The organism is Nocardia carnea NBRC 14403, assembly GCF_000308515.1.
Classification (GTDB): domain Bacteria; phylum Actinomycetota; class Actinomycetes; order Mycobacteriales; family Mycobacteriaceae; genus Nocardia; species Nocardia carnea.
This window is the reverse complement of record NZ_BAFV01000020.1, coordinates 135463-158199: the sequence shown is the minus strand read 5'-3', so window position 1 is coordinate 158199 and position 22737 is coordinate 135463. Positions and strand designations below refer to the sequence as shown.

Below are 22737 nucleotides of genomic sequence, written 5' to 3'. Positions count from 1 at the left end.
CGGCGGACCGGACTCAGCGGTCCGCCGCGTTCCCGGTCGGTCGTGACGGTCGGCCGGGAACGCGGCGTAGCCCTACAGCGGTGCGCAGCCGGTTACTCCGCCTGCGGCGTATGGACCCGACTCGACACCCACGGGAGAGCCGTACGCAGCTGCCCTCGGAGCCGCCGCCGCGAGCGGTCGGAGCGAGCGGTCGGAGCGAGCGGTCGGAGCGAGCGGTCGGAGCGATAATTATCCTGCGAGTCTGCGGCGCAGCAGCACAGCGGTGAGTCCGGCACCGAAAAGCAGCGCTCCGATCAACAGCACGACCCCGCCCGACAACCAGCTGTGCAGCGCACGGTCGAGGTCGGTGGGCACACCGGGCACCGCTGAGATCAACCGATAGGTGTTCTCGGGTATCACGATCTGGACCACCCCGGGCAGGATTCCCCACACCAGCCCCGCGGCCATAGCCGCCACCGGCACGGCGACGGCGAGCGCCGCGACGGCCAGTAGCAGGACCGCGCCGAGCACGGACTGGACCGGGGCCAGCCAGCGATCGGTGACGTCCCACCATCGCCCGGTGAGGACGGCGCCGTTCGCCGCTGTACCGATCGCCACCGGCGTGAGTATCAGCGCGCCCAGAGTCGCTGCTACTGCACGCAGAGGTCTCGCCGGGAAGCGACCGTTCGCGTCCGCATCTCTCCGATCAGCACGGTCCCGCTCGACGAGTTCGGTCATCCAGCACTCCTCCGGGACGGTCGGCATTTGATCGCGGTGCCATTGTCGCTGCCGCGGACCTCGCTCCGACAACTCGGCACCCCGGCGGGGCCATCGCTCACCGCGCGGTAACGATCCGGCCACTCGGCGGCGGCGGAACCCCGGAACGCGCCCCTGTTGACTAGTTATCAGTCGATGCATACTCTTATTTATCATTCGATAACAACAACTATTCGGGTCCGCCCGAATCTCCTTTCCGAGGAATCCCCATGTTCGGCACACTCATGATGTTCGTCGTCCCCACCCTCGTTCTCCGCCTGCTCGGCCTGGCCGGCGTACGCCGATTCGCCACCTGGCGGGTCGCCGCCGCGCACAGCCTGGCTTTCCTGTTCACCATGACCGGGCTGGCGCATTTCGTGCCCGATTCGGTCACCGTCATGCCCAGCCACAGCGATCTCGTGGCGATGGTCCCCAGCGCCATACCGTTCCCGGAATTCGCCGTGTATGCGACGGGTGTCCTGGAGTTGGCCGGTGCCGTCGGCCTGCTGTTCGCCGGTACTCGCCGCTGGGCCGGGCTCGGACTCGCCTTCCTACTGGTCGCGATGGTCCCGGCGAATATCTACGCGGCAGTCGAGGACATCCCGCTCAACGGCGAACCGGCCACACCGCTGTGGTTCCGGATCCCCGAGCAGATCGTGTACTTCGCCGCCGCACTTTGGATTGCGCAGGCGCTGCCCGTGCTCCGGGACAGTCGCAGCCAACCCGAGCCGCCCACGGTCGCCGACCCGGGCACCACCACCCCTGCCGCGCCGCGAGGAGGCCACTGAACCGCCGGTGCGGTGCGGGAGAAGTCCTGCACCGCACCGAGGATCAGCCCTGCGGAGTCGGTACGAGAACCAATTCGGCGATATTGAGCCGCGCCGGAACCGAGGTCGCGAAGGCGATCGCCTCGGCGATATCCCCCGGCTCCAGAATCGTCATCGACGAGCGCCATTCGTCCAACTGCTCGCGCTGCGCCTCCCAGCTCATCCCGGCACCGAGTTCGGTACCCACGAAACCGGGCTCGACACTCTTCACCCGCACACCCCGTGGCCCGTACTCAGCCCGCATATTCCGGGTGAGATGCGCGACCGCGGCCTTGGTGGCGCAGTAGACGGCATATTCGGGAAAGATCGCATGCCCGCCGATCGACCCCACCAGCACCAGATCGGCCCGCCGGCCGTCGCCCGCCGCCGCGAGCAGATCGTCGATGAATACCCGCGCCGTGTACAGCAACCCGGTCACGTTGGTGCCGACCATCTGCTCCCACTCCCCGACTTCCGCGGATTCGAACGGCGCGCCGAGCATGACACCTGCGTTCGCCACCACCAGATCCACCGGCCCGAGCGCAGCCCGGATCGTGGCGGCCGCATCGCGCACCGAATCCCGGTCCGCCACATCGGCGACCACTGCCACGGCGGCACCGCCGATCTCGGCCGCCAGTTCCTCGATACGTTCCTTGCGCCGGCCCAGCAACGCGACCTCGGCCCCGTCTGCGGCCAACCGCCGCGCAGTGGCGGCGCCGATTCCACTGGATGCTCCCGTCACTACCGCGACCCGGCCGTTCAGATTCTCGTTGTTCGTCATGTGCACAACATTCGCCCCGCGTGCCGGCCGCTACCAGGTCGCGGATTTCCTGGTAGTCGCAGGGCCACCCGGCCCGGCCGCCCTGCGCATACCCTGAAAACATGAATTCGGACAACCGTTTGGGTGCGTTCCTGCGGGCCCGCCGCGAACTGGTCCGGCCGGAGGAATTCGGGCTGCCCGGCGGTGGCCGGCGCCGGGTCGCGGGGTTGCGGCGCGAAGAGCTCGCGATGCTCGCCGGCGTGAGCGCCGACTATTACGTGCGGCTCGAACAGGGTCGCGATAAACATCCGTCCGAGCAGGTCGTCACGGCACTGGCCCGGGTGTTCTCGCTGGACGACGAAGGAACCGCCCACCTGCGGGAACTGGCCCGGCCCACCGCGGCACGGCCGCGTACGCCACGGCGCCCGGAACGAGTGACTCCCGGCCTGCTGCGGTTGATGGACGCGTGGTCCCACACTCCAGCGGTGGTGTTGGGCCGGCACCTGGACGTTCTGGCCGCGAACTCGCTGGCGGCCGCGGTGAACGCCTGCTCGGTCCCGGGCGTCAACCAGGTACGGATGGTTTTCCTGGACCCCCGCGCCCGCGACGTGTTCCCGAACTGGACCCAGATCGCCGCGGATACGGTGGCGAGCCTGCGGGCGACCGCGGGCACCGACCTCGACGATCCCCGCCTCACCGAACTAGTCGGCGAACTCTCACTCAAAAGCGACGAGTTCCGCCGGTTGTGGGCACGCCATGAGGTCCGGGCGAAAACTTCCGGGGTCAAACAGTTCCACAACGAGATGGTCGGGGAGCTGACACTGGCCTACGAGAGTTTCGCGGTGAGCGGGGCGCCCGGGCAGTTGCTCATCGCCTATCACGCCGAACCCGGGTCACTCTCGGAACGTTCACTCGCCCTGCTCGGCAGCCTGATAACGAAGAACTCTTCCGACAGCCCCTCACATCGACTCGATAACCGGGCCGAAGGTGACCATTTTGTCACCGGCGCACGTCGTACTCGCGCAACTCGGGAAGCACACGAGACACCGTGGTGAAGTCGTTGTCGGTGTGCAGCACGGTCAAACCATGGTGGACCGCTGTGGCGCACACCACCAGGTCGACGACACCCGCCGACCGATGTTGCCCCTGCTGTGTCAGCTTGTACTGAGCGGCGTCCACCCACCGCCACACCCCCTTTGGCACCGCAGTCGGTACGCACAGCTCGTCCACAGCGTCGGTCAGCGCATCACGATGCGCCGGTCCCTTTGCCGAGAACAGGAATTCCGCACGAGTCGGTTCACAGATCCGGAACGCCCCCACACGTACTGGTTCCCGCCACTGCTCTGCTGTCCCCGTATTGCGGAAAAGGTGCCAAAGGGCACTGGTGTCGAGGAGATAGCCGATCACTCAGCAGACTCCGCCGCCCATGCCTGTTTGCGCGCACCTCGCATCGCCGCATGCGCTTCGGCGGCCCGATCGAAATCTCCCTGTTCGCCCATCGCAAGCAACGTGTCGAACGCTTCCAAGCGTTTCAGCTGCTTGACGTACTCGATCAGGGCTGCGTTGACGGTCTCCTTCTTCGTCGTAGTCCCCATCAGCCGCATGGCCTCCCTCAGGGCGTCATCGTCCAGATCTATCTGTGTAACGGTCAACGCAACCTCCAATGTTGGTGTTGTATGTCAAGCATACACATTCCATGTATGCCTGATTTTGTCTTCTGACGACGGCGTGCGCGCCGATCGGCAGGCGCTGGGATCCGGCGTATTGTTCGCACCATGGGTGGCAGTGCCGGGGCGGCAGTGGAGCTCGAAGTCGGAGATCGCACGGTACGGATCACCAACCCCGATCGGGTGTATTTCCCCGATAGCGGCATCACCAAGCTTGATCTGGTGCAGTACTACCTGAGCGTGGGCGACGGGATCGTCAACGCACTGCGCGACCGGCCGTGCATGCTGCACCGATTCCCGAAAGGCCTCGCGGGCGACAAGGTGCACCAGAAGCGGCTACCGGCCGGTGCGCCGGAGTGGGTGCCCACGGTGCGGGTGTTCTTCCCCCGCTACAACCGGCACGCCGACGAACTCTGTGTGCGGGAACTGGCCGATGTGGTGTGGGCGGTGCAGATGTCGACGGTGGAATTCCACCCTTGGAACTCCCGCCGGGCCGATACCGAATGCCCCGACGAATGGCGGATCGATCTGGATCCCATGCCGGATTGCCCCTGGTCGCGGGTGCAGCGGGTGGCCGGGGTGGTGCAGGAGGTGCTGGACGAGATCGGCGCGGTGGGCTGGCCGAAAACGTCCGGGGGCTCCGGTTTGCACGTGTATGTCCGGATCGCTCCCGAGCACGGGTTCCAGCAGGTGCGCCGGGCAGCGCTGGCCTTCGCGAAGGAGGTGGAGCGCCGCGCACCCGACGATGTGACCACCACTTGGTGGCGCCGCGACCGCGATCCCGAACTGCTGTTCATCGACTACAACCAGAACGCTCGCGACCACACCATCGCCGCCGCCTATTCGGTACGCGGCGTCCCGGCCGCCACCGTATCCACCCCGGTGACCTGGGACGAGATACCGGATATCGCGCCCCGCGATTTCACCGTCGCCACCGTCCCCGGCCGCTACCGCGAGCTGGGCGACCTGCACGCCGGGATCGACGACGCGGTCTTCGATCTCACCCAGCTGATCGACTGGGCCGACCGCGACGAGGTCGATCTCGACGAGGACCCCGCAGATTCCTGAGCGTCACCGACGTAGCCACAAGGGTGAGCTGATCCGCCTTGCATACCGATAGCGGCAGGGATGTGCCGAGCCAGAGGCCGCCGCGCTACCAACGCCGCTGCCTCGGTCCCAGCAGCGGCGAGTACCGCACCACGCCGCGGCGGCCGACGGCCCGAGGCGCGCGGGGAGACGAGCGTACCGGGTCCCCCGCGACTCCTGCGACGTGGCCGGCCCTCGGCGTACCTGTCAAGTAGGGGTGGCCAGAGCAAACGGCAGCACCGCGGGGACACCGGCGCGGCGCAGAGTCCAGGCGGCGACGGTGAAGGTCCAGCCGGAGTCGGTAAGTGTGTCGACCAGCAGGATCGGCCCTTCCGCGGTGGACAGGTCGGGAACTTCCCAGGAGTCGTACAGGGCGGCGACCCGATGCGCGGAGTTGACCGCTGATACCGGCGGGTGATCGGGACGCAGGTGCAGGGTTCCCAGATTGCGGAGGCGGCCGATTTCGGCGAGGCGTTCGGCCAGCGAAGTGGTCAGTACGGGGTGGTCCGGTGATTCCAGAGCGAGTACCGCGGTGGGCCGGACGGACCAATCCCATTCCCGCAGCACGGGAATACACGCCTGCACCACTTCGTCGGGAACCGGCCCGTCGGGTCCGTCGAGGACGGGACGTAACCGCCGACCCCAGCCCAGGGAGTTGAGACGGCCCAGGACCCGGCCGGTTTCCGCGCCTTCGGCAATCTTTCCGGACAGCGAGATACCGAGTTTGGCCATACCGGTGGGCCACTGTTTGCGCGGCGCGAGATCGAATCCGGGCCGGTCCAGCCGGGCCCGGGTCGCGGCGACCGCGTCGGTGTCGACGGTGGTGTCGTAGTGGTTTCCGGTGCAGTTGTCGCAGCGGCCGCAGCCGCCGGTACCGGGGGCGGCGCCGATGAGGGCCGGGTCGTCGAGCTGGCGGCGCAGGAATTCCATCCGGCAATCGGTGGTCTGCTGATAGTCGAGCATGGCCTGCTGTTCGGCGGTGCGGGCGGCGTCCAGGCGTTCGTAGCGGTCGGCGTCGTAGGTCCAGGGCTGCCCGGTCGCCAGCCAGCCGCCGCGGACCCGGCGTACCGCGCCGTCGACATCCAGCACCTTCAGCACCATGTCCAGGCGTGACCGGTTCAACTCGACCAGAGGTTCGAGGGCGGCCGTGGATTGCGCGCGTTCGTGGTCGAGCGCTTCGAGTACCGAACGGACCACATGTTCGCGCGGGAACGCGACCGAGGCGAAATAGCTCCAGATACGGGTGTCCTCGGGACCGGGCAGCAGCACCACCTCGGCCCGTTCGGTCGCACGACCCGCACGGCCGACCTGCTGGTAATACGAGATCGGCGACGAGGGCGCCCCCACATGGACCACGAAACCGAGATCGGGTTTGTCGAAACCCATACCCAGCGCGGAGGTCGCAATGAGGGCCTTGACCTCGTTGTCCAGCAGCGCGGTCTCGAGCGCTTCGCGTTCGGCCGGATCGGTCTGGCCCGTATAGGCGGCGACCCGGTGACCGTGGGAGTTCAGCACATCGGCCAGATCCTGCGCGCCGGCGACGGTGAGGGCGTAGATGATGCCGGAACCGGGCAGCTCGTCGAGGTGGCCGCTGAGCCAGGTGGTGCGTTCCACCGCGTCGTCGAACCGGACCACCGACAGATGCAGCGATTCGCGGTCCAGGCTGCCGCGCAGGACCAGGGTGTCGGTGCCGATCTGACCGGCGACATCGGTCACCACGCGATCGTTCGCGGTGGCGGTGGTGGCCAGTACCGGCACATCGGTGCCGAGATCGGCGATCAGGGTGCGGATACGCCGGTAATCGGGCCGGAAATCATGGCCCCAGTCGGAGACACAGTGCGCTTCGTCGATGACCACCAGCCCGGCGTCGGCGGCCAGCCGGGGCAGGACCTGATCGCGGAAATCGGGATTGTTGAGCCGTTCGGGGCTGACCAGCAGTACATCCACCGCCCCGGAGGCGACCTGCTGGTGGATCTCGTCCCATTCGGTGACATTTCCGGAGTTGATGGTGGCCGCCACCACCCCGGCGCGCCGGGCGGCCGCGACCTGGTTACGCATGAGCGCCAGCAGCGGCGATACGATCACCGTCGGCCCGCGCCCCTGCGCGCGCAGCAGCTTGGCGGCGATGAAGTACACCGCCGATTTACCCCAGCCGGTGCGCTGCACCACCAGGGCCCGGCGTTTGTCCACCACCAGCGCTTCGATCGCGACCCACTGGTCGTCGCGCAACCGCGCGGCCGGCCCTGCCAGCTCACGCAGCAGCGCCTCCGCATGCTGCCGTAGTTCACCGGCGACTTCGCCGGCCTCGCCCACTGTGCTGCCCGGTGCGGTCGTCATAGGCCCCATACTGCCCGAACCCACCGACAGCGCCCCGGGCCTGCCCCGTCCGCCCGGACCATACGCCCTGGTGACCCGCGGACGAGACTGCGAGCGGGAGCGAAAGGAAGCGATAAGCGACGCTACCGGCACCGTCGGCGGAACAGCACCGCCGACGCCGCGTATGCCGCAACCGTCAATCCGGTACACCACAGGACAGCGGTGCCCGCGGCGTGCTGGGGTGTACCGGTGAGCAGCCCGCGGATCGCGCCGAGTACCGGCGTCGCGGGCTGGTGGTCGGCGAAACCGCGCAGCCAGGACGGCATGGTTTCGGTGCGCACGAATGCGCTGCTGATGTAGGGGATGAACATGATGGCGTAGGTGAACCCGCCGGCGGCCTCGGGTACCCGGGCCAGCAACCCCAGCGCCACCGCGATCCAGGTGACCGCGAGCACGAACAGCCCGATGATTCCGAGTGCGGCCGGCCAGGCGCCCACCCCGGCCTGTGGCCGGAAGCCCAGTACCACCGCCACCCCGACGAGCACGCCGATGACCGCGAGATTGCGGACCACCCCCTCCAGCGCATGCCCGGTGAGCAATGCCTGCCGATGGATGGGCAGGGTACGGAACCGGTCCACCGCGCCGGTGCGGATATCGGTGGCGACTCCGGTCGCGGTGATGGATGCACCGAAACCGGTGCACAGCAGCATGATTCCGGGTACCACATAGTCGATATAGCGCATACCCACGTCGATGGCGCCGCCGAACACGTACACGAACAACAGCATCAGCAGGATCGGCAACAGCAGCGAGATCAGCAGCGTGTCCCGGCCGCGTACGGTGCGGCGCAGGGCACGCCGGAACATCACGGCGGAATCGGAAAGGGCTCCGTGCAGCGAGCGTGCGCCGCTTCTCACCCGGCGGCGGCCTCGACGATATCGGCGGTGCGGGTGGTTGCGTCCGAGCGTGACCGCAGCGATTCGGCCAGTAGCGCCGTCCGGCGGGCCATGGACGGGTCCAGCAGAGTGCGCACCGCGTCGGTGAGGCGTTCGGATCCGAGTTTCGCGAACGGCAGATGCGCACCGACGCCGAGGCGTTCCACCTGGCCGCCCCACATCGGCTGGTCGAAGGAGACCGAGCACACCAGGGTCGGCAGGCCGGCGCGCAAACTCTCGAAAGTCGTGCCGATGCCACCGTGGTGTACCGCCGCGGCGCACTGCGGGAAGACCAGATCGTGTGCGACCGGGCCGGCGACCCGGATCTGCGGGCCCGTTTCGGCGTTCGCGGTGTCGAGATCGCTCCAGCCTGCACTCACCAGGGCCCGGCGGCCGAGACGCCGGCTGGTCTCCTCGACCATGGCGAGTACCTGATGGGTGTCGCGGATGGGCATACTGCCGAATCCGTAGTAGACCGGCGGTTCCCCGTCGGCGATCCAGGCGAGCAGGTCGCGGTGATCGTCCGCGAGTTCTCCCAGGGCTTCCCGGGCTTGCCGGGGCAGGGCCAGGAAGCCGACGAGCGGGCGGCGGGTACCCCAGTCCTCGGTGAGGCCGGGGACGAGCGCGGGGTCGTAGATCTGCACCTCTGCGACGTTGCGGGCGGCCAGCATCGCCGCCGGGCTCTGGGTGGTCTTCGGTAATCCCAGATCGCGGCGCAACCGGTTGAGGTAGCGCATGAACACCACCCGCCGCAGGTTCTCCGCCACCGTCCAGGTGGTCCGGTTGAGCGCGGCCGGCGGCCGCCAGTGCGGCGGCAAGGCGCCGGGGAACGGGTAGGCGCCGGTTTTGCGGCCCGGGAATCCGTGCATCGTCACCATGGGCGTACCCGATGCCTCCGATACCGAGGCGACCCGGTCCTCGGTGAGCAGTGTCGAAACGATCACGTCCGCACCTGCGCACACCGCGACGACTTCGTTGTTCATCCGGTCTGCGTACTCGGCCATCTGGTTGCCGACCAGCTGCATCAGCCGGAAACTGCTACCCGCTGCCAGCGCTTTCTGCCCTTCCTCCGAGGAATACAGCTGCTGGACATCCGGCCCGCAGGTCTGCGCCGGGAGCCCGGTGGCGGCGGTGAAATCCACCAGATTCGGTGGCGCGCCGACGACCACATCGTGCCCGCGGGACCGCAATTCCAGGCCGAGCGCGATACCGGGCTGCACATCACCCCGGGTTCCGGTCAACGCAATTGCGACTTTCATCCGAACTCCCTAACTACCGTGGGGATATGCATATCGCGCTGTTCACCGATTTCCACCCCGGAACCGTCGGTGGTATCCAGACTTCGGTCGCCGCCCAGCGGCGGGGTTTGCAGCGCTGCGGGCACCGGGTGACCGTATTCACCGCTCCCGGTCCGGAATCTACCGAACCGGACGCCGGCCTGGTGGCTCTTTCGGGCGTGCCGGGGATATCGGTGAACGGTTATCCGATGGTGTTGCCGACGGCGGCGAACAACCGGTTGATCGATTCGGTGTTCACCGCCCGTGGCCCGATCGATCTGGTCCATACGCACACCACCTACGGCGTCTCGGTCGCCGGAGTGAAAGCCGCACGGCGGCACGGTGTTCCACTGGTACAGAGTTTGCACAGCCGCGACGACGCGTTCATCGAGCACACCTCCCCCGCGCCGTACGCGACGGCGCTGGCGCTGCGCGCACTGCACGGCAGGTTCATTCCGAACCAGGGTCGGATGCCACGTAATCCGGAATCCCGGGCCGCGCGGCATGCGTGGCACACCATGACCGGCCAGGCACGGGCGGCGGATGCGGTGATCGTCCCGTCGGCGCATTTCGCCCGGCGGCTGCGGTCACACGGGTACACCGGTCCACTGCATGTGGTGTCCAACGGCATCGACGACGACCTCCTCACGATCGCCGGGCCGACGGAGCAGGATTCCGGGGGACCCCTGCGCGTCCTCTGGTGCGCGCGGTTATCCGCCGAGAAGCGCCCGCTGCCGGCGATCGAGGCCGTACTCGCGGTTCCGGGCTGTCATCTGGATGTCTACGGCGACGGCGATCAGCTGGCCTCCGCCCGCGAACTGGTCGCGGCCCGGAACGCGACCGGCCGCGTGCGGTTCCACGGTGCGCGGCCGCATCCGGAATGCCTGCGCGCCATGCGTACCCATGATCTGCTGCTGTTTCCCTCGCTGGGGTTCGACACCCAGGGAATGGCCCTGCTCGAAGCCGTCGCGGTCGGGCTGCCGGTGATGTACTGCGACCCGGATCTGAGCGAATCCGTCCCGGCGGGCGGCGGCGTGTGCACCGCGGGCGCGGAGCCGGACGTACTCGCCGCGGCGCTACGAGACCTGGTGGACAACCCGGACCGGCTCCGGCAGATGCGGCAACAGCTTGCCGCCGGCGGTGTTTCGGCGCGTCAATCCGACCTCACCGCCCGGATAACCGAAATCTACGCCGACCTGATCGCCGGCAATCCCCGGCGCCGGATGCCGCGCTCCCTCGCCGAGATCCCGACGGCACCCGGCCGGTTGCCGCTGCTCGGCCACAGTGTGCGCGCCCTCGGCGACAGCCTGGGTTTCGTGCGGTCGCTGGCCGCATCGGGGCCGGTGGTCCGGATCTATCTCGGTCCGCGGCCCGCGTATGTCCTCACCACCCCCGAGCTGATCCGCCAGGTCGGTTTCGGTACCGCGGGGGAATTCCATCGCGACGATCTACGCGAGGCCGTGCACGAGGTGATCCGCGGCGCCTCCAATGTGCTCACCGGCGCCCCGCACGATCTGCGGCGCCGGATGATCGCGCCCGCGCTGCGCCGGCGGCGGCTGCACGACTACGCGACGGTGGCCACGGACCTGGCCACCGCCTGGGCGGAGGCGCTACCGGTGGGCCGCCCGGTGGATTTGATGGAGGAGGCGCACGGCCTGGTGCTGGGCACCCTCTCCGCCACCTTGTTCACCGCCGATTTCGGCGCGGCCGCCGAGCAGCAGGTGCGCGAGAACATTCCGTGGCTGCTGGGGCAGGTGGTCCAGCGGGCGGCCCTCCCACCGGCGGTCCGCCGGCTCCGTCCGGTGGCGAACCGTCGCTTCGCCACCAAGGCGGCCGCGCTGCGCGCCGAGATCGGTGCCGTGGTCGCGGCGTATCGGGCGGCCGACCACGATTTCCACGATGTCCTGTCCGCCCTGGTCCGCCACCGCGACCCGGAAACCGGTGCGATTCTGTCCGACGACGAGATCATCGACGAACTGATCCTCATGCTCGCTGCGGGCGTCGGCTCCACCGCGTCGATCCTGGCCTGGGTCTGGTACGAAATCCTGCGCGACCCGCAGATCACCGCCGCGGTCCACGCGGAGCTCGGCACGGTCGTCGACGCCGGCCCGCTCCGGCCCGGCCACCTCCACCAGCTGCCCTACCTCCGGCAGGTGATCCAGGAAACGCTCCGGTTCTGGGGCCCGTGGGTCAGTATCCAAAATGCTTCCGGTCCGGTCACTTTCGACGGCCTGACGCTGCCCGGGAATGCCACGGTGATCTACAGCCCCTACCTGGTCCACCACGATCCGCACTACTACCCCGACCCGGGCACCTTCGACCCCGATCGCTGGTCGCCGGCCCGCATGGAACAGGTGGACAAGAAAGCTGTTCTGCCGTTCGGCGTCGGCTCCCGGCACTGTCCGGGCAACAACTTCGCGGTTATGACCATCACCTCGGCCACGGCCGCCCTGTTCACGCACCGGGCGCCGGCCCTGCGTCCGGCCCGCCGGGTTCGCCCGTCCAGTGGCGATTTCGTCCCCGCGCCGTCCCGGCTACCGGTCATCCTGCGCCCGCGACACTGAGGTACGCGGGTGTTCTCGCAGGTGCCGGGTCAGGCGGGTACGGCCGATTGGGCGATGAGAACGCCGTAGAGGATCACAATGAAAAGGACCGCGGGCGTCACCGGGTATTCGGCGCTGCGGTGCCGGAGGAACCGCAGGGCGCCGTACACCGGCAGCAGCGCCGCGAGCACCGGCAGGTAGCCGAGCCCGAGCCGCCACCCGGTGTACTCCCACGGCCGGACCAGCGCGAGGTCCGCACCGATCGCGACGGCGACGAACAGCAGCGATGCGGCGCAGCTCATCCCCGGCCCCAGCGGATTCGAATAGTAGTGTTCGCCGGGCCGCTGCTCACGGGCGGTTTTGCGGGCGAACTCGAATTGCAGGAACGCACCGGCGAAGATCAGGGCGACCGGCGCCAGGGACCAGAACGTCGCGAGGCGGCCATCGCAGACGGTGCACGGTTCGTAGGATGCCCAGCCGCGGGGTGGTCCGGGCGTATCCAGCACCGAGACCAGAATATAAGCGGTGACCAGTAGTTGGACCGGATAGGTGACCAGCAGGTTGACCAGGATGCCGTCGCGGACCCGCGCCGACACCCGTTCCAGACCCCACAGAGCCAGCCCGTAGAGCAGGACCAGGCCGATGGCCAGCGCGGAGCGGACCGACAGCAGCAGGCTCGCGGCGAGCGAACCGGCCGCGAGCACCACCATGCCGAGACGCAGATCGGCCGCGGTCACCGCACCGGTCACCAGAGGCCGGTCGGGGTTGTGCACCCTGTCGTATTCGAGGTCCTTCTGTTCATCGACCATCCGCAGGTACAGCAGCACGGCCGCGACGACGACCACCCGGCACAGCGTCGCGGCACCGGGCCGCCATACTTCCCACGGCACCGTGAGCAGGGCGATGGTCGCTTCCAGCGCGAAAACCCACAGCACCCCGTAGAGCAGATAGTGCGGTTTGTACATGACCTTCGTGAAGTGGAGCAGACGCCGGACCGCACTTCCCGCCGGACGCGCGGTCATCCGAACCTGCCCGGTGACGCCCTCGAATCGGTTGTCATCCCGTCTCACTCGCATCCAGGAAGGTGAGCTCCAGTTCGGCGGTTGTCTTGTCGTCCTGCCGGATCGTGCAGGAGGCCTGCCAGGGCTGCGGCGCCGGCCCGGCAGGTTCGAGCCGGCATTCGGTGGCTACATCCAGTTCGGTGAAGCGATCGAACCGGCTCCGTATACCGATCAACTGCGGCTGTTCCGGCAGCCCGGGCTGTAAGAGCAGCGCGGTCTGCCGGGCGGCCTCCAGCAATACGCTGCCGGGGAGATGATCGAGCCGGTGGTCGAACAGGAACGGGTGCGCGGTGTCGACGGCCAGCGGCGCACCGGCGTCTCCTTCGGCCTGGCCCACCACCACATTGCGGGCGTCGCGCCGGCCCACCGCGGCCGGGGCGGCGGGCTTCGCGGAGACCGCCGGGCCGATATCGGCGCCCAGGCCCTGTTTCTCCCGGAATGCGGCGCGCAAGGCGGACCAGCGGTCCGGCGGGACCCAGGAGAACGATCCGTCCACGGTCGCCAAGGGCCGGCCGGCACAGGAGATCGCGAGGACCGTCTCGAGCCCGCATACCGCGGCATCGCGATCGTGCAGGTCCATCACCTCGACGTCGACAACCAGATCCGCGGGTTCGGCCCCGCACGCCCAGATCGGGCCGGGCACGCCGGTGCCGTTGAATGTCCGCACCACGAACATCGAATCCAGTGGCACCTCATAGAACTCGTGGGTGAGGGCGATGGCCGCCTGGCGCGCCGTCTCCATCACCGCCAGCAGATCGTGTCGCGCGGCGAGGACACCGGGGTGATCGCCGTAATAGGCATGCATCCGGGGCAGCTGCGCACCGGCGACGAAACGGCCGGGGCCGCGGGCGGCCAGCGAGGTGACGAACACTTCCGATACCGCCGCGCGGTGGGTCAGTTCGCGCCGGATCGGCTGCTGGTAGGAGACCTCTGCGCCGACGGCCGACAGCGCCCGGCCGGACTCGCTCATACGCGCTTCTTCCGCCAGTCCGCGGCGGTCACCGGCGGTAGTGTCTGTGGCCCGGCGCCGACCCGCATGGGCAGGACCTGCGAGCCGAGCACTACCGCCGACCACGGGTCGATATCCTGCCCGGCGCCGAGTGCCCGGGTGAGGACAGCGGCGCAGTCGGCGGTGGAATCGGCGTCGAAATCCGGTGGGAGCGGTGTGCCCGAACGGTCGATATCTCGCAGTACCCGTTCGACGGCGACACCCCGATCGAAGGATCGGCACGGTGTCCGTGCATACAGGGCGTCGGCGAGCTCGCGCGCGGTTTCGGCACGGTCGGCGCCGGTGTAGGCGCGGGTGATCACGTCCGCACGCTGATTCTCCGGGAAGTAGATCGCGAGTTCGCGCAGCACATCGGCGGGGTCGTCGGGGGTGTGCACCAGATTCAGTAGGAAGTTCTGTTGTCCGAGCAGGTGGCGCAGCTGCCCGGGTTTCCGCTTCCGCGGATCGGTGGGACCCTTGGCTTCGGTGAGCCGCACCGGCGCCGGGAGCTCACCGTGGGGTCCGGCAACAACGAGCAGCAGGCAATCCGATACCGCCGCCAGCAGATCGGCCAGGCGACGACGCTCCGGAGACGCGATGTTCCAGGCGTAGTACCACAGTGCGCGCACCAGATGCCGGTTCACCGGTACGGTTGCCACATCGACAACACGGTAGCCGTTCTCGGAGAGCCATTTCAGCGTCGATTCCACGGCCCGGGCGACGATGGCATCCGGTTTCAACAGCAGCAGCGAATGCCGGGCCGCGAACCCACGGGCGTCGATCCGCAACCGCGCGAACTGCTCCACGCTCTCCAGGACGTAGGTATCGGAGCGGTAGGCGGCCACCTTCTCCCACTGCGGCGTGAGCACGGTCAGCAGGCCGGTCAGAGCGTCGGGCTCGGCAGCCACGGGTGCGGGATGATCGATCATGGGCTCCACTCCGTCCCGATTCCGGTGAGTATGTCCTCAATGGTCGGCAGCGGGTCACCGAGATAGCCCGATTCCAGGCAGTGGTCCAGCAGCAGCCGGAGATACTCTTTCCCGGAGCCGGGCGGCGCCTGCCCGAGCAAGGCTTCGGCGTGTTCGGTGCCGAAGGTCTGCCGACGGGTGAAATAACTGGTGTAGAGCGAGCCGATGCGGCGATAGTATTCGCGTTCGATCGGGTCGAGATCCGATTCGGTGAAAGTGGTTTCGGGAACGAAGGTCGCCACCGCGAACGACGGATACTCGGCCAGGACATCGGATATCTCGCGCAACGACAACGTATCCCGGCCCACCGCGTGCAGTGTGCGCCCGGTTTCGAAGTCGAGGACCGCGGCCGCCACCACCGCGGCGACATGATCGACCGGTGCGAGGGTGACCGTGGCGTCGTAACGGCCGGGCAGCGACCGGAGTTTGCCTTCCACCATCAATTTCACGACGGTGTAGAGATTCTTGTACTCGCGGATCGCGCCGCTATCGCAAGCGCCGGTGACGATACCCGGGCGGACCACCGACCAGCGCAGTCCGGGGGCACCGCGCACTGCCTGCTCCGCGGCGTATTTACCGGCCTCGTAGCGGGTTCCGAAGCTCTGGCCGCAGTCGAGTTCGTCCTCCGCGATCTCCCCGCCACGCATCCCGCATACATAGGCGGTGCTGAGGTGGACGAGCGCCGCATCCCAGTCGAGCGCGAGGCCGATCGCGTTTTCCGTACCGCCGACGTTCAGTTCGGCGTATTCGGAATCGGCGGCATCGAAGGCGGTGGTCGCGGCACAGTGCACGATCGTCTCGACCCGCGCGCCGAGCTCCCGGCGCATACCGGCGCTCAACCCGAACCCGGGCAGCCGGACATCCCCGCTCCGGAACTCGGCCACCTCGATACGGTTTCCGTGGGCGCCGACGATATCGATTTCGGTATGCCGCAGCGCCACCACCTCGCGACCCGCAGCCGCCAAACGCGCCACCACCTCCGCGCCGACCAGCCCGCTCGCCCCGGTCACCAGCACGGCGCCCGCGGTCACCGGTCCGCTCCGTCCAGGCTCGTGCGGATCAGCGCCACGACCTGCCCCACCCGCAGCACGCCGGCCAGTTCTTCGGGCCGGTACGCGGGCAGATCGAAGGCGCGTTCCAAGACCACGGTCAGCTCCATGAGCCGCAGCGAATCGAACCCGAGGTCATCGACGAGCCGGTCCTGGTCGGCGCAGGCGGTATCCGGTTGCGGCGCCATCGCATCGATCACCCGGTACACCTGCCGGGCCACTGCGGTATCCCTCACTGCGGTTCACCTTCCCGGATATGGGGTTGCCGCCCGCCGGAGGTCAGCAGATCGCGGGCTTCGTCGAGCGGTAATTCGGCATCCAGATAGCCGGCCAGGCGCAACCAGTCGTACCCGATGGCCAGCGTGCGACGCCATTGGTCGCGGGAATCGAACGAGGCAGGAAATCCCTGCTCTCCCGCTACGGTGCGGACCAGTGCCACGAAATCCTCCAGGATCCGCAAGGCCGCGGTGGTGTCCCCACTCGGATCACCGAACCGCACCCGCCGGGCGGCGCCCAGCGCGGCGAGCAGATCGGCACGCCGGGCGGCCGAGGCAGGCAGGACCCGGGCCAGCGTCGGCAGTGGTGCTGTATCGGCGGGCAGTGGATGGACACCGAAAGCGCTGAGCAGCACGCGCACCGCCATGGCGAGCAGGCGATGCGCCGCGATTTCGGCGACCTCCCACTGCCCGTCCTTCACCGCGCCTGTGAGGTCCTCGCGGGCGTTCTCCAGCACGATATTCGACCACACCAGCCCCATCCCGCAGGCCACGAACCGCTGGGCGGGCAGCGCGGACAACGCCACCGGCCGACCGGGCTCGAGCGTGGCACCGTTCACCCCGAGCACCGGCAGTACCGGGGCGGGCGGCGGGGTGTAGGGCTGTACCGGCCGGCACATGGCGAGCGCCGCAGTGATCCGGCCCGCTCCCTGCCAGTCCAGCCCCACGAACCCGAGACGTACGAATTCCGCCAGGTACTCGCCACGGCCGGCCCCGCCGGCCGCAATCGCGGCCACCGGCCGCCGGAACACCACCGAACGCCAGACGCGGGCGGCGTCCGCACCGAGAACGAAGACCGAGCCGTCACCGCGCAGCACATGAACACGGTCACCGATCTGCCAGGTCGTGACACCCGGGATCCGGGCGAAAAGCACCCGGCCCGGGTCCGCGCTCACCCCGTCCACACCGAGCTCGGCGGCGAACTCGACCGAACGCTCCAGACCCGCCCGGATTTCCTCTGCGTGCGGACCACCCTCTCGTGTCTCGTCGCGGGACAGGGGCTCCGAATACTTCCGGGCGACCGCCGCGCCCACGGCACCCAGCCGGTTCAACTGTTCCGGCAGCCATTTCGTCTCCAGATACGTTTCCCCCTGCCGGGCCGCCCAGGCCTTGACGGCCTGCCGGAGCCCATCCGCGCCCCAGTCCGCGGCCTCCGCACCGGCTTCCAGTGCCGACCAGGCCACGGCATAACGCAGCGCCTCCCGCGCCCGAGCCGTCCACCACTCGGCGATCCGCTGCGCGAATTCGTCGTGGGTGAGCACGGAATACAACTCCGGCAAGTCCACAGCGCTCCCGGGACGGACGAGGGTCGCGCGCAGGAACCGCTGGCATCGGTTCAACACGTCCTCGTCCAGGACAGCCGGGTCTGCGCTGTCGGCGACCGTCGTCAGTTGCCGGCGCAGTTGTCCCGCCGACCTCGTACGGATCTCCACCCGCCGGCCCGCGACGAACAGCACCGTCGGCAATGTCGGCATCTCTTCCGATCCCGCGGCGACCACCAGGAAATCCACATCCGAACCCGCGTTCCCGAAACCCTCGGCCAGCGATCCTTCGAACAGCACCGCCGCCCCAGCAGGCACCGCAACGCGTTCCAAGGCCGCGTCCAGCAGCCGAATGACACGGTCGCCCGGCAGCGCGGAATCCGCCGGCAGCGCAGCGCCGGTCGGTGACCGCGAACTCACTGTGTCGATCGGCGGCACGGAATACCCGGTGGTTCCGGGTGTTTCGTGGACCATCGCGCCGTCGAGTGCCCCCTCCCGGAAACGCTCCCACATATGCCTGCGCCGTGGCTTACCGCTGGAGGTCCGCTGGATGATGCCGCGCGGCCCGGTCACGACGGTGACGGTATGGGCGGGCCCCAGTTGCCCCGCGATGATGCCGCGGGCTCGTTCGATCCACTCACCGGGCGCGGATTCGGCGAACAGCGCAATCCCGTGCCCGCCGGATTCGGGCAACGCCACAGCAGCCAGTTTGCCCTTGGTGAGCCCGGTCTCCTGGGCGACGCGCGACTCGATATCCTCCATGAACACCGGCCGCCCACGCACCTTCAGGCTCGAACCCATCCGCCCGAGTACGAAGACTTCGCCGTCCCGGAGAAACCCCGCGTCCCCGGTGTAGAGCACACCGTCCTGTATCCGGGTGGACGATTCGGGCCCCGCCGGCTCCGAGTAGCCGAGCGCGACCGAACCACCCGCGACGACCATCTCGCCGAGAGTCCCGTCGGGTAACAGGTTTCCGTCCGCGTCCACGACCCGCACCGTCGATTCGGGAGTGGAGAAGCCGAGCCCGTTCACCCACCCGGAACCGGTGACCGTATGCCCGTCGGCCAGTTCTTCGGCGGCCAGCACCGTGACCGGTTGCCCGAAGCGCAGCGCCGCGGTGTCCAGGCGCAGCGAGGTGATGGGACGGTCGCGGGCCGAGGAGCTCACCATGAGAGTCGCCTCCGCCAGCCCGTAGGCGAGAGTATAAGCACGCATCGAAAAGCCCTGCGGTGCCGTCAGTTCCGCAAACGACTGCAGATCCGCGACCTCGACCGGCTCCGAACCCACCGCCAGGGTGCGCCAGCCGGAGAGGTCCAGATCCGCGATCTCCGCGGCCCGCACCCGATGCGCCACATAGCCGAGCGCGAACGACGGCGAAGGACAGTGTTGCGCCCGGGTCATCGCCCGCAGCCAGCGCACCGGGTCGCGCACGAATTGGTCCGGGCGCATCAGATACAGGTCGCCCTGATTGGTGACGGTGGTGAGGAACGCGCCGACCAGCCCCATATCGTGGTAGAGCGGCAGCCACGACACCATCGCCTCCCCCGGCCGCCAGTCCACCAGCGCCGAGATCATCGCGATATTGTTCGCCAGATTGCGCCAGCTCACCCGGACCCCACGTGGTGTTCCGGTGGATCCGGAGGTGAACTGCAGCAGCGCGCATTCGTCGGGCTCGGCGAACCGGCGCTGCTGCGGGGCGGCGGGGAGCGTAACCGGGTCGACCACCACGGGTTCGTCGGTGCGCCCCGCGGCGGCATGCGCTCGCCGGGCCAGGTCCCGGAACTCGTTCGAGGTCAGCACCAGCAGCGGCGCGGCCTGCCGGATTATCGACCCGATATGCGCCACATACTCGTCGAAATCGCCGTACATCGGGGGTGCGACCGGCGTGAACACCCCACCGCAAGCCCACACCGCATAGAAGGCGGCGGCGCAGGGAAAGCCGGTGGGCATGATCACGCAGACCCCCGCACCGGCGCGCATACCGTGTTCGCGCATCAGCTCGGCCACCGCCCAGCTCAGCTCCGCCAGATCGGCGTAACTGCGGTAGTCCCAGCCGCTGCCTTCGTCGGCGAAGTACACGCCGGTATCCGCGGCGGGAACGGTGAGCCAATCCCGTACCGCCGCCACATATTCATCCGGTTCCATCGTCGTGACCTCCTCCGGACAGGACGGTCACCGTACCTGCCGCTCCGTCGACCCGGATCCGCATCCCGGTCCGCAACTTCCGGCCGGCGCCCGGTACCTGAACCACCGTGGGCACCCCGAGTTCGCGGGCCACGATCGCCACATGGGTGAGCGGGCTACCGCGTTCGATCACCAGCGCCGACGCCGACGGCAGCGCCGCCACCCAACCCGGATCGGTGCGATAGGCGACCAGGATCCCGCCCGCCACATCGCGCGGTTCGTCCACCAGCACCGCGATCCCCTCCACGACTCCGGCGGCCGAGGGCGTCCCGGCCAGCACATCACCGGGTACCGCGGCCGGGGTTTCCGCCAACGGTATCCACCCTTGCTCCGCCAGTTCGGCATCCGTGAGTTCGGGCCCTACCGTGGTGAAACGCGCGGGCGCCACCAGTTCGGCATCGACAGTGCGGGCAATCTTGCGGGCCGTGATCCGGTCGGCCAGATCCGGCATCGGGACCCGGTCGTAGCAGTTGTGCAGTTCCTCGACGGTCAGATAGAAGACATCGGGGAAATCGGCGATGACGCCGCGGGCCGCGAGATCGCGGCCCATCACCCGGATCATCCGTTTGACCATCCCGAACGCACGGGTCCGGCAGAACCGCAGCCGTTCCCGGTGCGCGGCACAGCGGGCGGTTTTGCTGCGTACCCGGTCGTAGAGCAGCCGGCGCAGACCGCCGAGGTGTTCGTCGAGATAAGCGTCGGGGTCGAGCGTGGGTTCGCCCGCCGGCTCCGGTGCGCCGATACGGCCCAGGGCCCCGCGCAACAGGACGAACAACCCCGCGGGATCCTCCCGCAGATCCGGTGCCTCCAATTTCAGTTCGTCCACACTGCGGTACCCATACCGGTCCAGGTAGTTGTCGATTTCGGCGAGGTAATCCCGGTAGCCGCCCGCCCGCAGCGCCGCGTATGTGTGCTCGGGCTCGGTCGTCGACAGCAGCGCGGTCAAACCGGGGTCGGCGTGGGCGCGGCGGGCGAGGTCGGTCATCGCGCGGGCCGGCTCCGCGGATTCGATATCGGCACCCGGGCCCACGAGCGCATACAGCAGCGATTTCGGCGCCTGCGGCAGGAACGCTTTGGTCAGCAGGAACATGGTGCCGGTGAGGGTCAGCAGAATCGCATCCAGCACCATCATCGGCCCCCACCGCAGCACGAGGTCGCGATCCACCCGCCGATAGGCGGCGTACGCGTGCTCGCCGTGGCGGTATTCCATGGCGTCGTAACGGTCGTACACCCGGTAGAACTCGGTGCAGAATTCGCGCATCATGGCATCGATACCGAAGATCCGGCGCACATAGATGGCGGTGGTCCGGGCGCGCGACCAGCCCCGTTGCACTCCGTTGCCGAAGTCGAAGGGACGCAAGGTTTTCGCGATTTCGTCCGGCAGGGGCTCCGCTACTCCGAGCGCCGCCTCCAGCACCTTGCGGTTCAGTGGATAGCCGGGCGCTATCCCCACCATCCGATACCAGTGCAGCAGGTTGTAGTACACCCGGCCGTGGAAGGTGCCCAGCAGGTACGGGGTCCACGAATCCAGCTGCCGTAGCTGGTTTTCCGGCACACCCAGCGATTGCGCGTAACCCCGGTATACCCGGCCGTAGATACCGGCGGCGACGGTGAAGGTCAGCGGTGAGGTCAGCCCTTGGAAACTTTCGATGATGTTCGAGTTGTCCCAGATTCGTACCGCACCGGGTGCCACCGGCTCGCCGGCACCACGGAGCACCGCCGCCCCGGCCGGACCGTTCTGTACGAGGTGCAGCCCCCGGTGCCCGCCACCGGTGTCCGGTCGATCGGGACTGTCCGGCAACGGATGCACGCCGGTGATGGGCCGGGCTTGCAGAAACCACAATCCGTCGCCGTCGACCGCCCATTCGAAGTCCTGAGGGCCACCCAGCGCATCGGCCAGCCCCCGACCGCGATCGGCGAGCAGGGCCGCCTCCTCGTCGCCGAGTACCGACGCGGTCCGCCGGGGCTCGGGCACATCCACCACCGCCAGTCCCCGGCCGCTCGCGGGCACATATTCGACATCCTTGTCGCCCACGGTCCGCTCGACGACAGCCCCCGACTCGTCCACCACCACCGTATCGGCGTCGACTGCTCCCGAAACCAGCCCGTCCCCCAGCCCGTAGACGGCACTGACCACCACCTCACCGACCGAACCGGACGCCGGATTACGGGTGAACAACACACCACTGGCATGCGCCGCGACGAACCGCTGCAGCAGAACCGCGATCTCGGTCACCGGCCGCCTGTTCCGCGCGAACGCGTACCGCACGACCCGGTCGGAGAAACCGGAGGCCCAGCAATCCCGAACCCGCTCGCACACTTCGTCCGAACCGATGTTCAGATACGAATCGAACAGTCCCGCAAAAGAGTCCGTAGCACCGTCCTCGCCCACCACGGACGACCGCACCGCGAGCGCTCCCCCGCCGAGGCGAGTATGCGCGGCCCGCACCACATCCCGGATCCCGGCCTCGTCGAATACGGCTCCGGCCGCCGCGATATCCGCCCGGATCCCGCCTGCCAGCTCCAGAGCCGTATCGAGATCATCGGCCCGGGCCAAACCGTCGATCCGACTAACCAGCCCCGCCGCAGCCGCGAACTCCGCGAACACATCCGTGCTCAGCACAAGCCACGCCGGAACCCGGGCCCCCGCCACGCCCAGCGCATACAGCCCCCGCGCCTTACCCCCACCCCAAGCGACGATATCCGCTTCGGCGTCGTCCACTCCGAGCACCCGCACGAACCGACCTCCAACCCCGTCTGCCGCGGCAGCACATTGTTGCCCGCTCCGCATGAGTAAACCCGAGGACCACTCTGTGTATCGCCCA

The 22737-nt window shown here is 68.5% G+C and carries 18 protein-coding genes; 4 read left to right on the top strand and 14 right to left on the bottom strand.

Annotated features, from left to right (window positions below; translation table 11 throughout):
• Positions 1 to 228: 228 nt before the first annotated feature.
• Entirely contained in the window at positions 229 to 717 is a 489-nt protein-coding gene (locus ON22_RS07175) for a hypothetical protein (protein WP_051157248.1), read from the bottom strand.
• A gap of 248 nt (positions 718 to 965) precedes the next feature.
• On the opposite strand from ON22_RS07175, the gene ON22_RS07170 reads away from it, so the two are divergent.
• Positions 966 to 1523, top strand: coding sequence for a DoxX family protein (locus tag ON22_RS07170; protein WP_063820547.1), 558 nt, complete (start codon positions 966 to 968; stop codon positions 1521 to 1523).
• A gap of 43 nt (positions 1524 to 1566) precedes the next feature.
• Here ON22_RS07170 and ON22_RS07165 read toward each other — a convergent pair whose 3' ends face one another.
• Positions 1567 to 2322, bottom strand: a complete 756-nt coding sequence (locus tag ON22_RS07165) for an SDR family oxidoreductase (protein WP_033244723.1) — start codon at positions 2320 to 2322, stop codon at positions 1567 to 1569.
• A gap of 101 nt (positions 2323 to 2423) precedes the next feature.
• Here ON22_RS07165 and ON22_RS07160 point away from each other — a divergent pair, with 101 nt between their 5' ends.
• Positions 2424 to 3356, top strand: a complete 933-nt coding sequence (locus ON22_RS07160) for a helix-turn-helix transcriptional regulator (protein ID WP_081595388.1) — start codon at positions 2424 to 2426, stop codon at positions 3354 to 3356.
• Here ON22_RS07160 and ON22_RS07155 read toward each other — a convergent pair.
• Together ON22_RS07155 and ON22_RS07150 are read right to left on the bottom strand one after the other, a co-directional pair.
• The gene (locus ON22_RS07155) at positions 3301 to 3708 is read right to left on the bottom strand and encodes a PIN domain-containing protein (protein WP_043739903.1); all 408 of its coding nucleotides are present in this window, start codon (positions 3706 to 3708) and stop codon (positions 3301 to 3303) included. The genes ON22_RS07160 and ON22_RS07155 overlap by 56 nt on opposite strands.
• Positions 3705 to 3953, bottom strand: a complete 249-nt coding sequence (locus tag ON22_RS07150) for a type II toxin-antitoxin system VapB family antitoxin (RefSeq protein WP_033245268.1) — start codon at positions 3951 to 3953, stop codon at positions 3705 to 3707. The genes ON22_RS07155 and ON22_RS07150 overlap by 4 nt, the downstream gene beginning before the upstream one ends.
• A gap of 123 nt (positions 3954 to 4076) precedes the next feature.
• Here ON22_RS07150 and ligD point away from each other — a divergent pair, with 123 nt between their 5' ends.
• A complete protein-coding gene (gene ligD, locus ON22_RS07145; protein ID WP_033244721.1) occupies positions 4077 to 5036 on the top strand; it encodes a non-homologous end-joining DNA ligase in 960 nt (319 codons plus the stop codon).
• A 225-nt stretch (positions 5037 to 5261) separates the two neighbouring features.
• On the opposite strand, the gene ON22_RS07140 is transcribed toward ligD, so the two are convergent.
• The 3 genes from ON22_RS07140 to ON22_RS07130 form a co-directional block, all read right to left on the bottom strand.
• Entirely contained in the window at positions 5262 to 7391 is a 2130-nt protein-coding gene (locus ON22_RS07140) for a RecQ family ATP-dependent DNA helicase (RefSeq protein WP_033244720.1), read from the bottom strand.
• 122 nt (positions 7392 to 7513) lie between these two features.
• Positions 7514 to 8236 (bottom strand): ABC transporter permease, encoded by a 723-nt coding sequence (locus ON22_RS07135; RefSeq protein WP_051157247.1) that lies wholly within the window; start codon positions 8234 to 8236, stop codon positions 7514 to 7516.
• A 47-nt stretch (positions 8237 to 8283) separates the two neighbouring features.
• Positions 8284 to 9564, bottom strand: coding sequence for a glycosyltransferase (locus tag ON22_RS07130; protein WP_033244718.1), 1281 nt, complete (start codon positions 9562 to 9564; stop codon positions 8284 to 8286).
• 26 nt (positions 9565 to 9590) lie between these two features.
• Here ON22_RS07130 and ON22_RS07125 point away from each other — a divergent pair, with 26 nt between their 5' ends.
• A complete protein-coding gene (locus tag ON22_RS07125) occupies positions 9591 to 12146 on the top strand; it encodes a cytochrome P450 (protein WP_033244717.1) in 2556 nt (851 codons plus the stop codon).
• A gap of 29 nt (positions 12147 to 12175) precedes the next feature.
• Here the strand turns inward: ON22_RS07125 and ON22_RS07120 are convergent, their stop codons facing one another.
• From ON22_RS07120 to ON22_RS07090, 7 genes are read right to left on the bottom strand one after another with little or no spacing between them, the layout of a single operon-like run.
• The gene (locus ON22_RS07120; protein WP_033244716.1) at positions 12176 to 13147 is read right to left on the bottom strand and encodes a UbiA prenyltransferase family protein; all 972 of its coding nucleotides are present in this window, start codon (positions 13145 to 13147) and stop codon (positions 12176 to 12178) included.
• 34 nt (positions 13148 to 13181) lie between these two features.
• On the bottom strand, positions 13182 to 14156 hold the full coding sequence (locus tag ON22_RS07115; RefSeq protein ID WP_051157246.1) for a ScbA/BarX family gamma-butyrolactone biosynthesis protein: 975 nt from the start codon (positions 14154 to 14156) through the stop codon (positions 13182 to 13184).
• Positions 14153 to 15103, bottom strand: a complete 951-nt coding sequence (locus tag ON22_RS07110) for a nucleoside-diphosphate kinase (protein WP_051157245.1) — start codon at positions 15101 to 15103, stop codon at positions 14153 to 14155. The genes ON22_RS07115 and ON22_RS07110 overlap by 4 nt, the downstream gene beginning before the upstream one ends.
• Positions 15100 to 16173 (bottom strand): SDR family oxidoreductase, encoded by a 1074-nt coding sequence (locus ON22_RS07105; protein ID WP_033244715.1) that lies wholly within the window; start codon positions 16171 to 16173, stop codon positions 15100 to 15102. Before ON22_RS07105 ends, ON22_RS07110 begins: the two co-directional genes overlap by 4 nt.
• A complete protein-coding gene (locus ON22_RS07100) occupies positions 16170 to 16427 on the bottom strand; it encodes an acyl carrier protein (RefSeq protein WP_033244714.1) in 258 nt (85 codons plus the stop codon). The genes ON22_RS07105 and ON22_RS07100 overlap by 4 nt, the downstream gene beginning before the upstream one ends.
• Positions 16424 to 19873, bottom strand: coding sequence for an AMP-binding protein (locus ON22_RS07095; RefSeq protein ID WP_033244713.1), 3450 nt, complete (start codon positions 19871 to 19873; stop codon positions 16424 to 16426). The genes ON22_RS07100 and ON22_RS07095 overlap by 4 nt, the downstream gene beginning before the upstream one ends.
• Complete coding sequence (locus ON22_RS07090; RefSeq protein ID WP_051157244.1) at positions 19860 to 22649, bottom strand: PEP/pyruvate-binding domain-containing protein; 2790 nt, start codon at positions 22647 to 22649, stop codon at positions 19860 to 19862. Before ON22_RS07090 ends, ON22_RS07095 begins: the two co-directional genes overlap by 14 nt.
• Between the last annotated feature and the right edge of the window lie 88 nt (positions 22650 to 22737).

Bases quoted from the DNA above. Each gene is read 5' to 3' on its own strand.
- ON22_RS07175 (WP_051157248.1), bottom strand. From the start codon at position 717: ATGACCGAACTCGTCGAGCGGGACCGTGCTGATCGGAGAGATGCGGAC.
- ON22_RS07170 (WP_063820547.1), top strand. From the start codon at position 966: ATGTTCGGCACACTCATGATGTTCGTCGTCCCCACCCTCGTTCTCCGC.
- ON22_RS07165 (WP_033244723.1), bottom strand. From the start codon at position 2,322: ATGACGAACAACGAGAATCTGAACGGCCGGGTCGCGGTAGTGACGGGA.
- ON22_RS07160 (WP_081595388.1), top strand. From the start codon at position 2,424: ATGAATTCGGACAACCGTTTGGGTGCGTTCCTGCGGGCCCGCCGCGAA.
- ligD (WP_033244721.1), top strand. From the start codon at position 4,077: ATGGGTGGCAGTGCCGGGGCGGCAGTGGAGCTCGAAGTCGGAGATCGC.
- ON22_RS07140 (WP_033244720.1), bottom strand. From the start codon at position 7,391: ATGACGACCGCACCGGGCAGCACAGTGGGCGAGGCCGGCGAAGTCGCC.
- ON22_RS07135 (WP_051157247.1), bottom strand. From the start codon at position 8,236: ATGTTCCGGCGTGCCCTGCGCCGCACCGTACGCGGCCGGGACACGCTG.
- ON22_RS07130 (WP_033244718.1), bottom strand. From the start codon at position 9,564: ATGAAAGTCGCAATTGCGTTGACCGGAACCCGGGGTGATGTGCAGCCC.
- ON22_RS07125 (WP_033244717.1), top strand. From the start codon at position 9,591: ATGCATATCGCGCTGTTCACCGATTTCCACCCCGGAACCGTCGGTGGT.
- ON22_RS07120 (WP_033244716.1), bottom strand. From the start codon at position 13,147: ATGACCGCGCGTCCGGCGGGAAGTGCGGTCCGGCGTCTGCTCCACTTC.
- ON22_RS07115 (WP_051157246.1), bottom strand. From the start codon at position 14,156: ATGAGCGAGTCCGGCCGGGCGCTGTCGGCCGTCGGCGCAGAGGTCTCC.
- ON22_RS07110 (WP_051157245.1), bottom strand. From the start codon at position 15,103: ATGATCGATCATCCCGCACCCGTGGCTGCCGAGCCCGACGCTCTGACC.
- ON22_RS07095 (WP_033244713.1), bottom strand. From the start codon at position 19,873: ATGGAACCGGATGAATATGTGGCGGCGGTACGGGATTGGCTCACCGTT.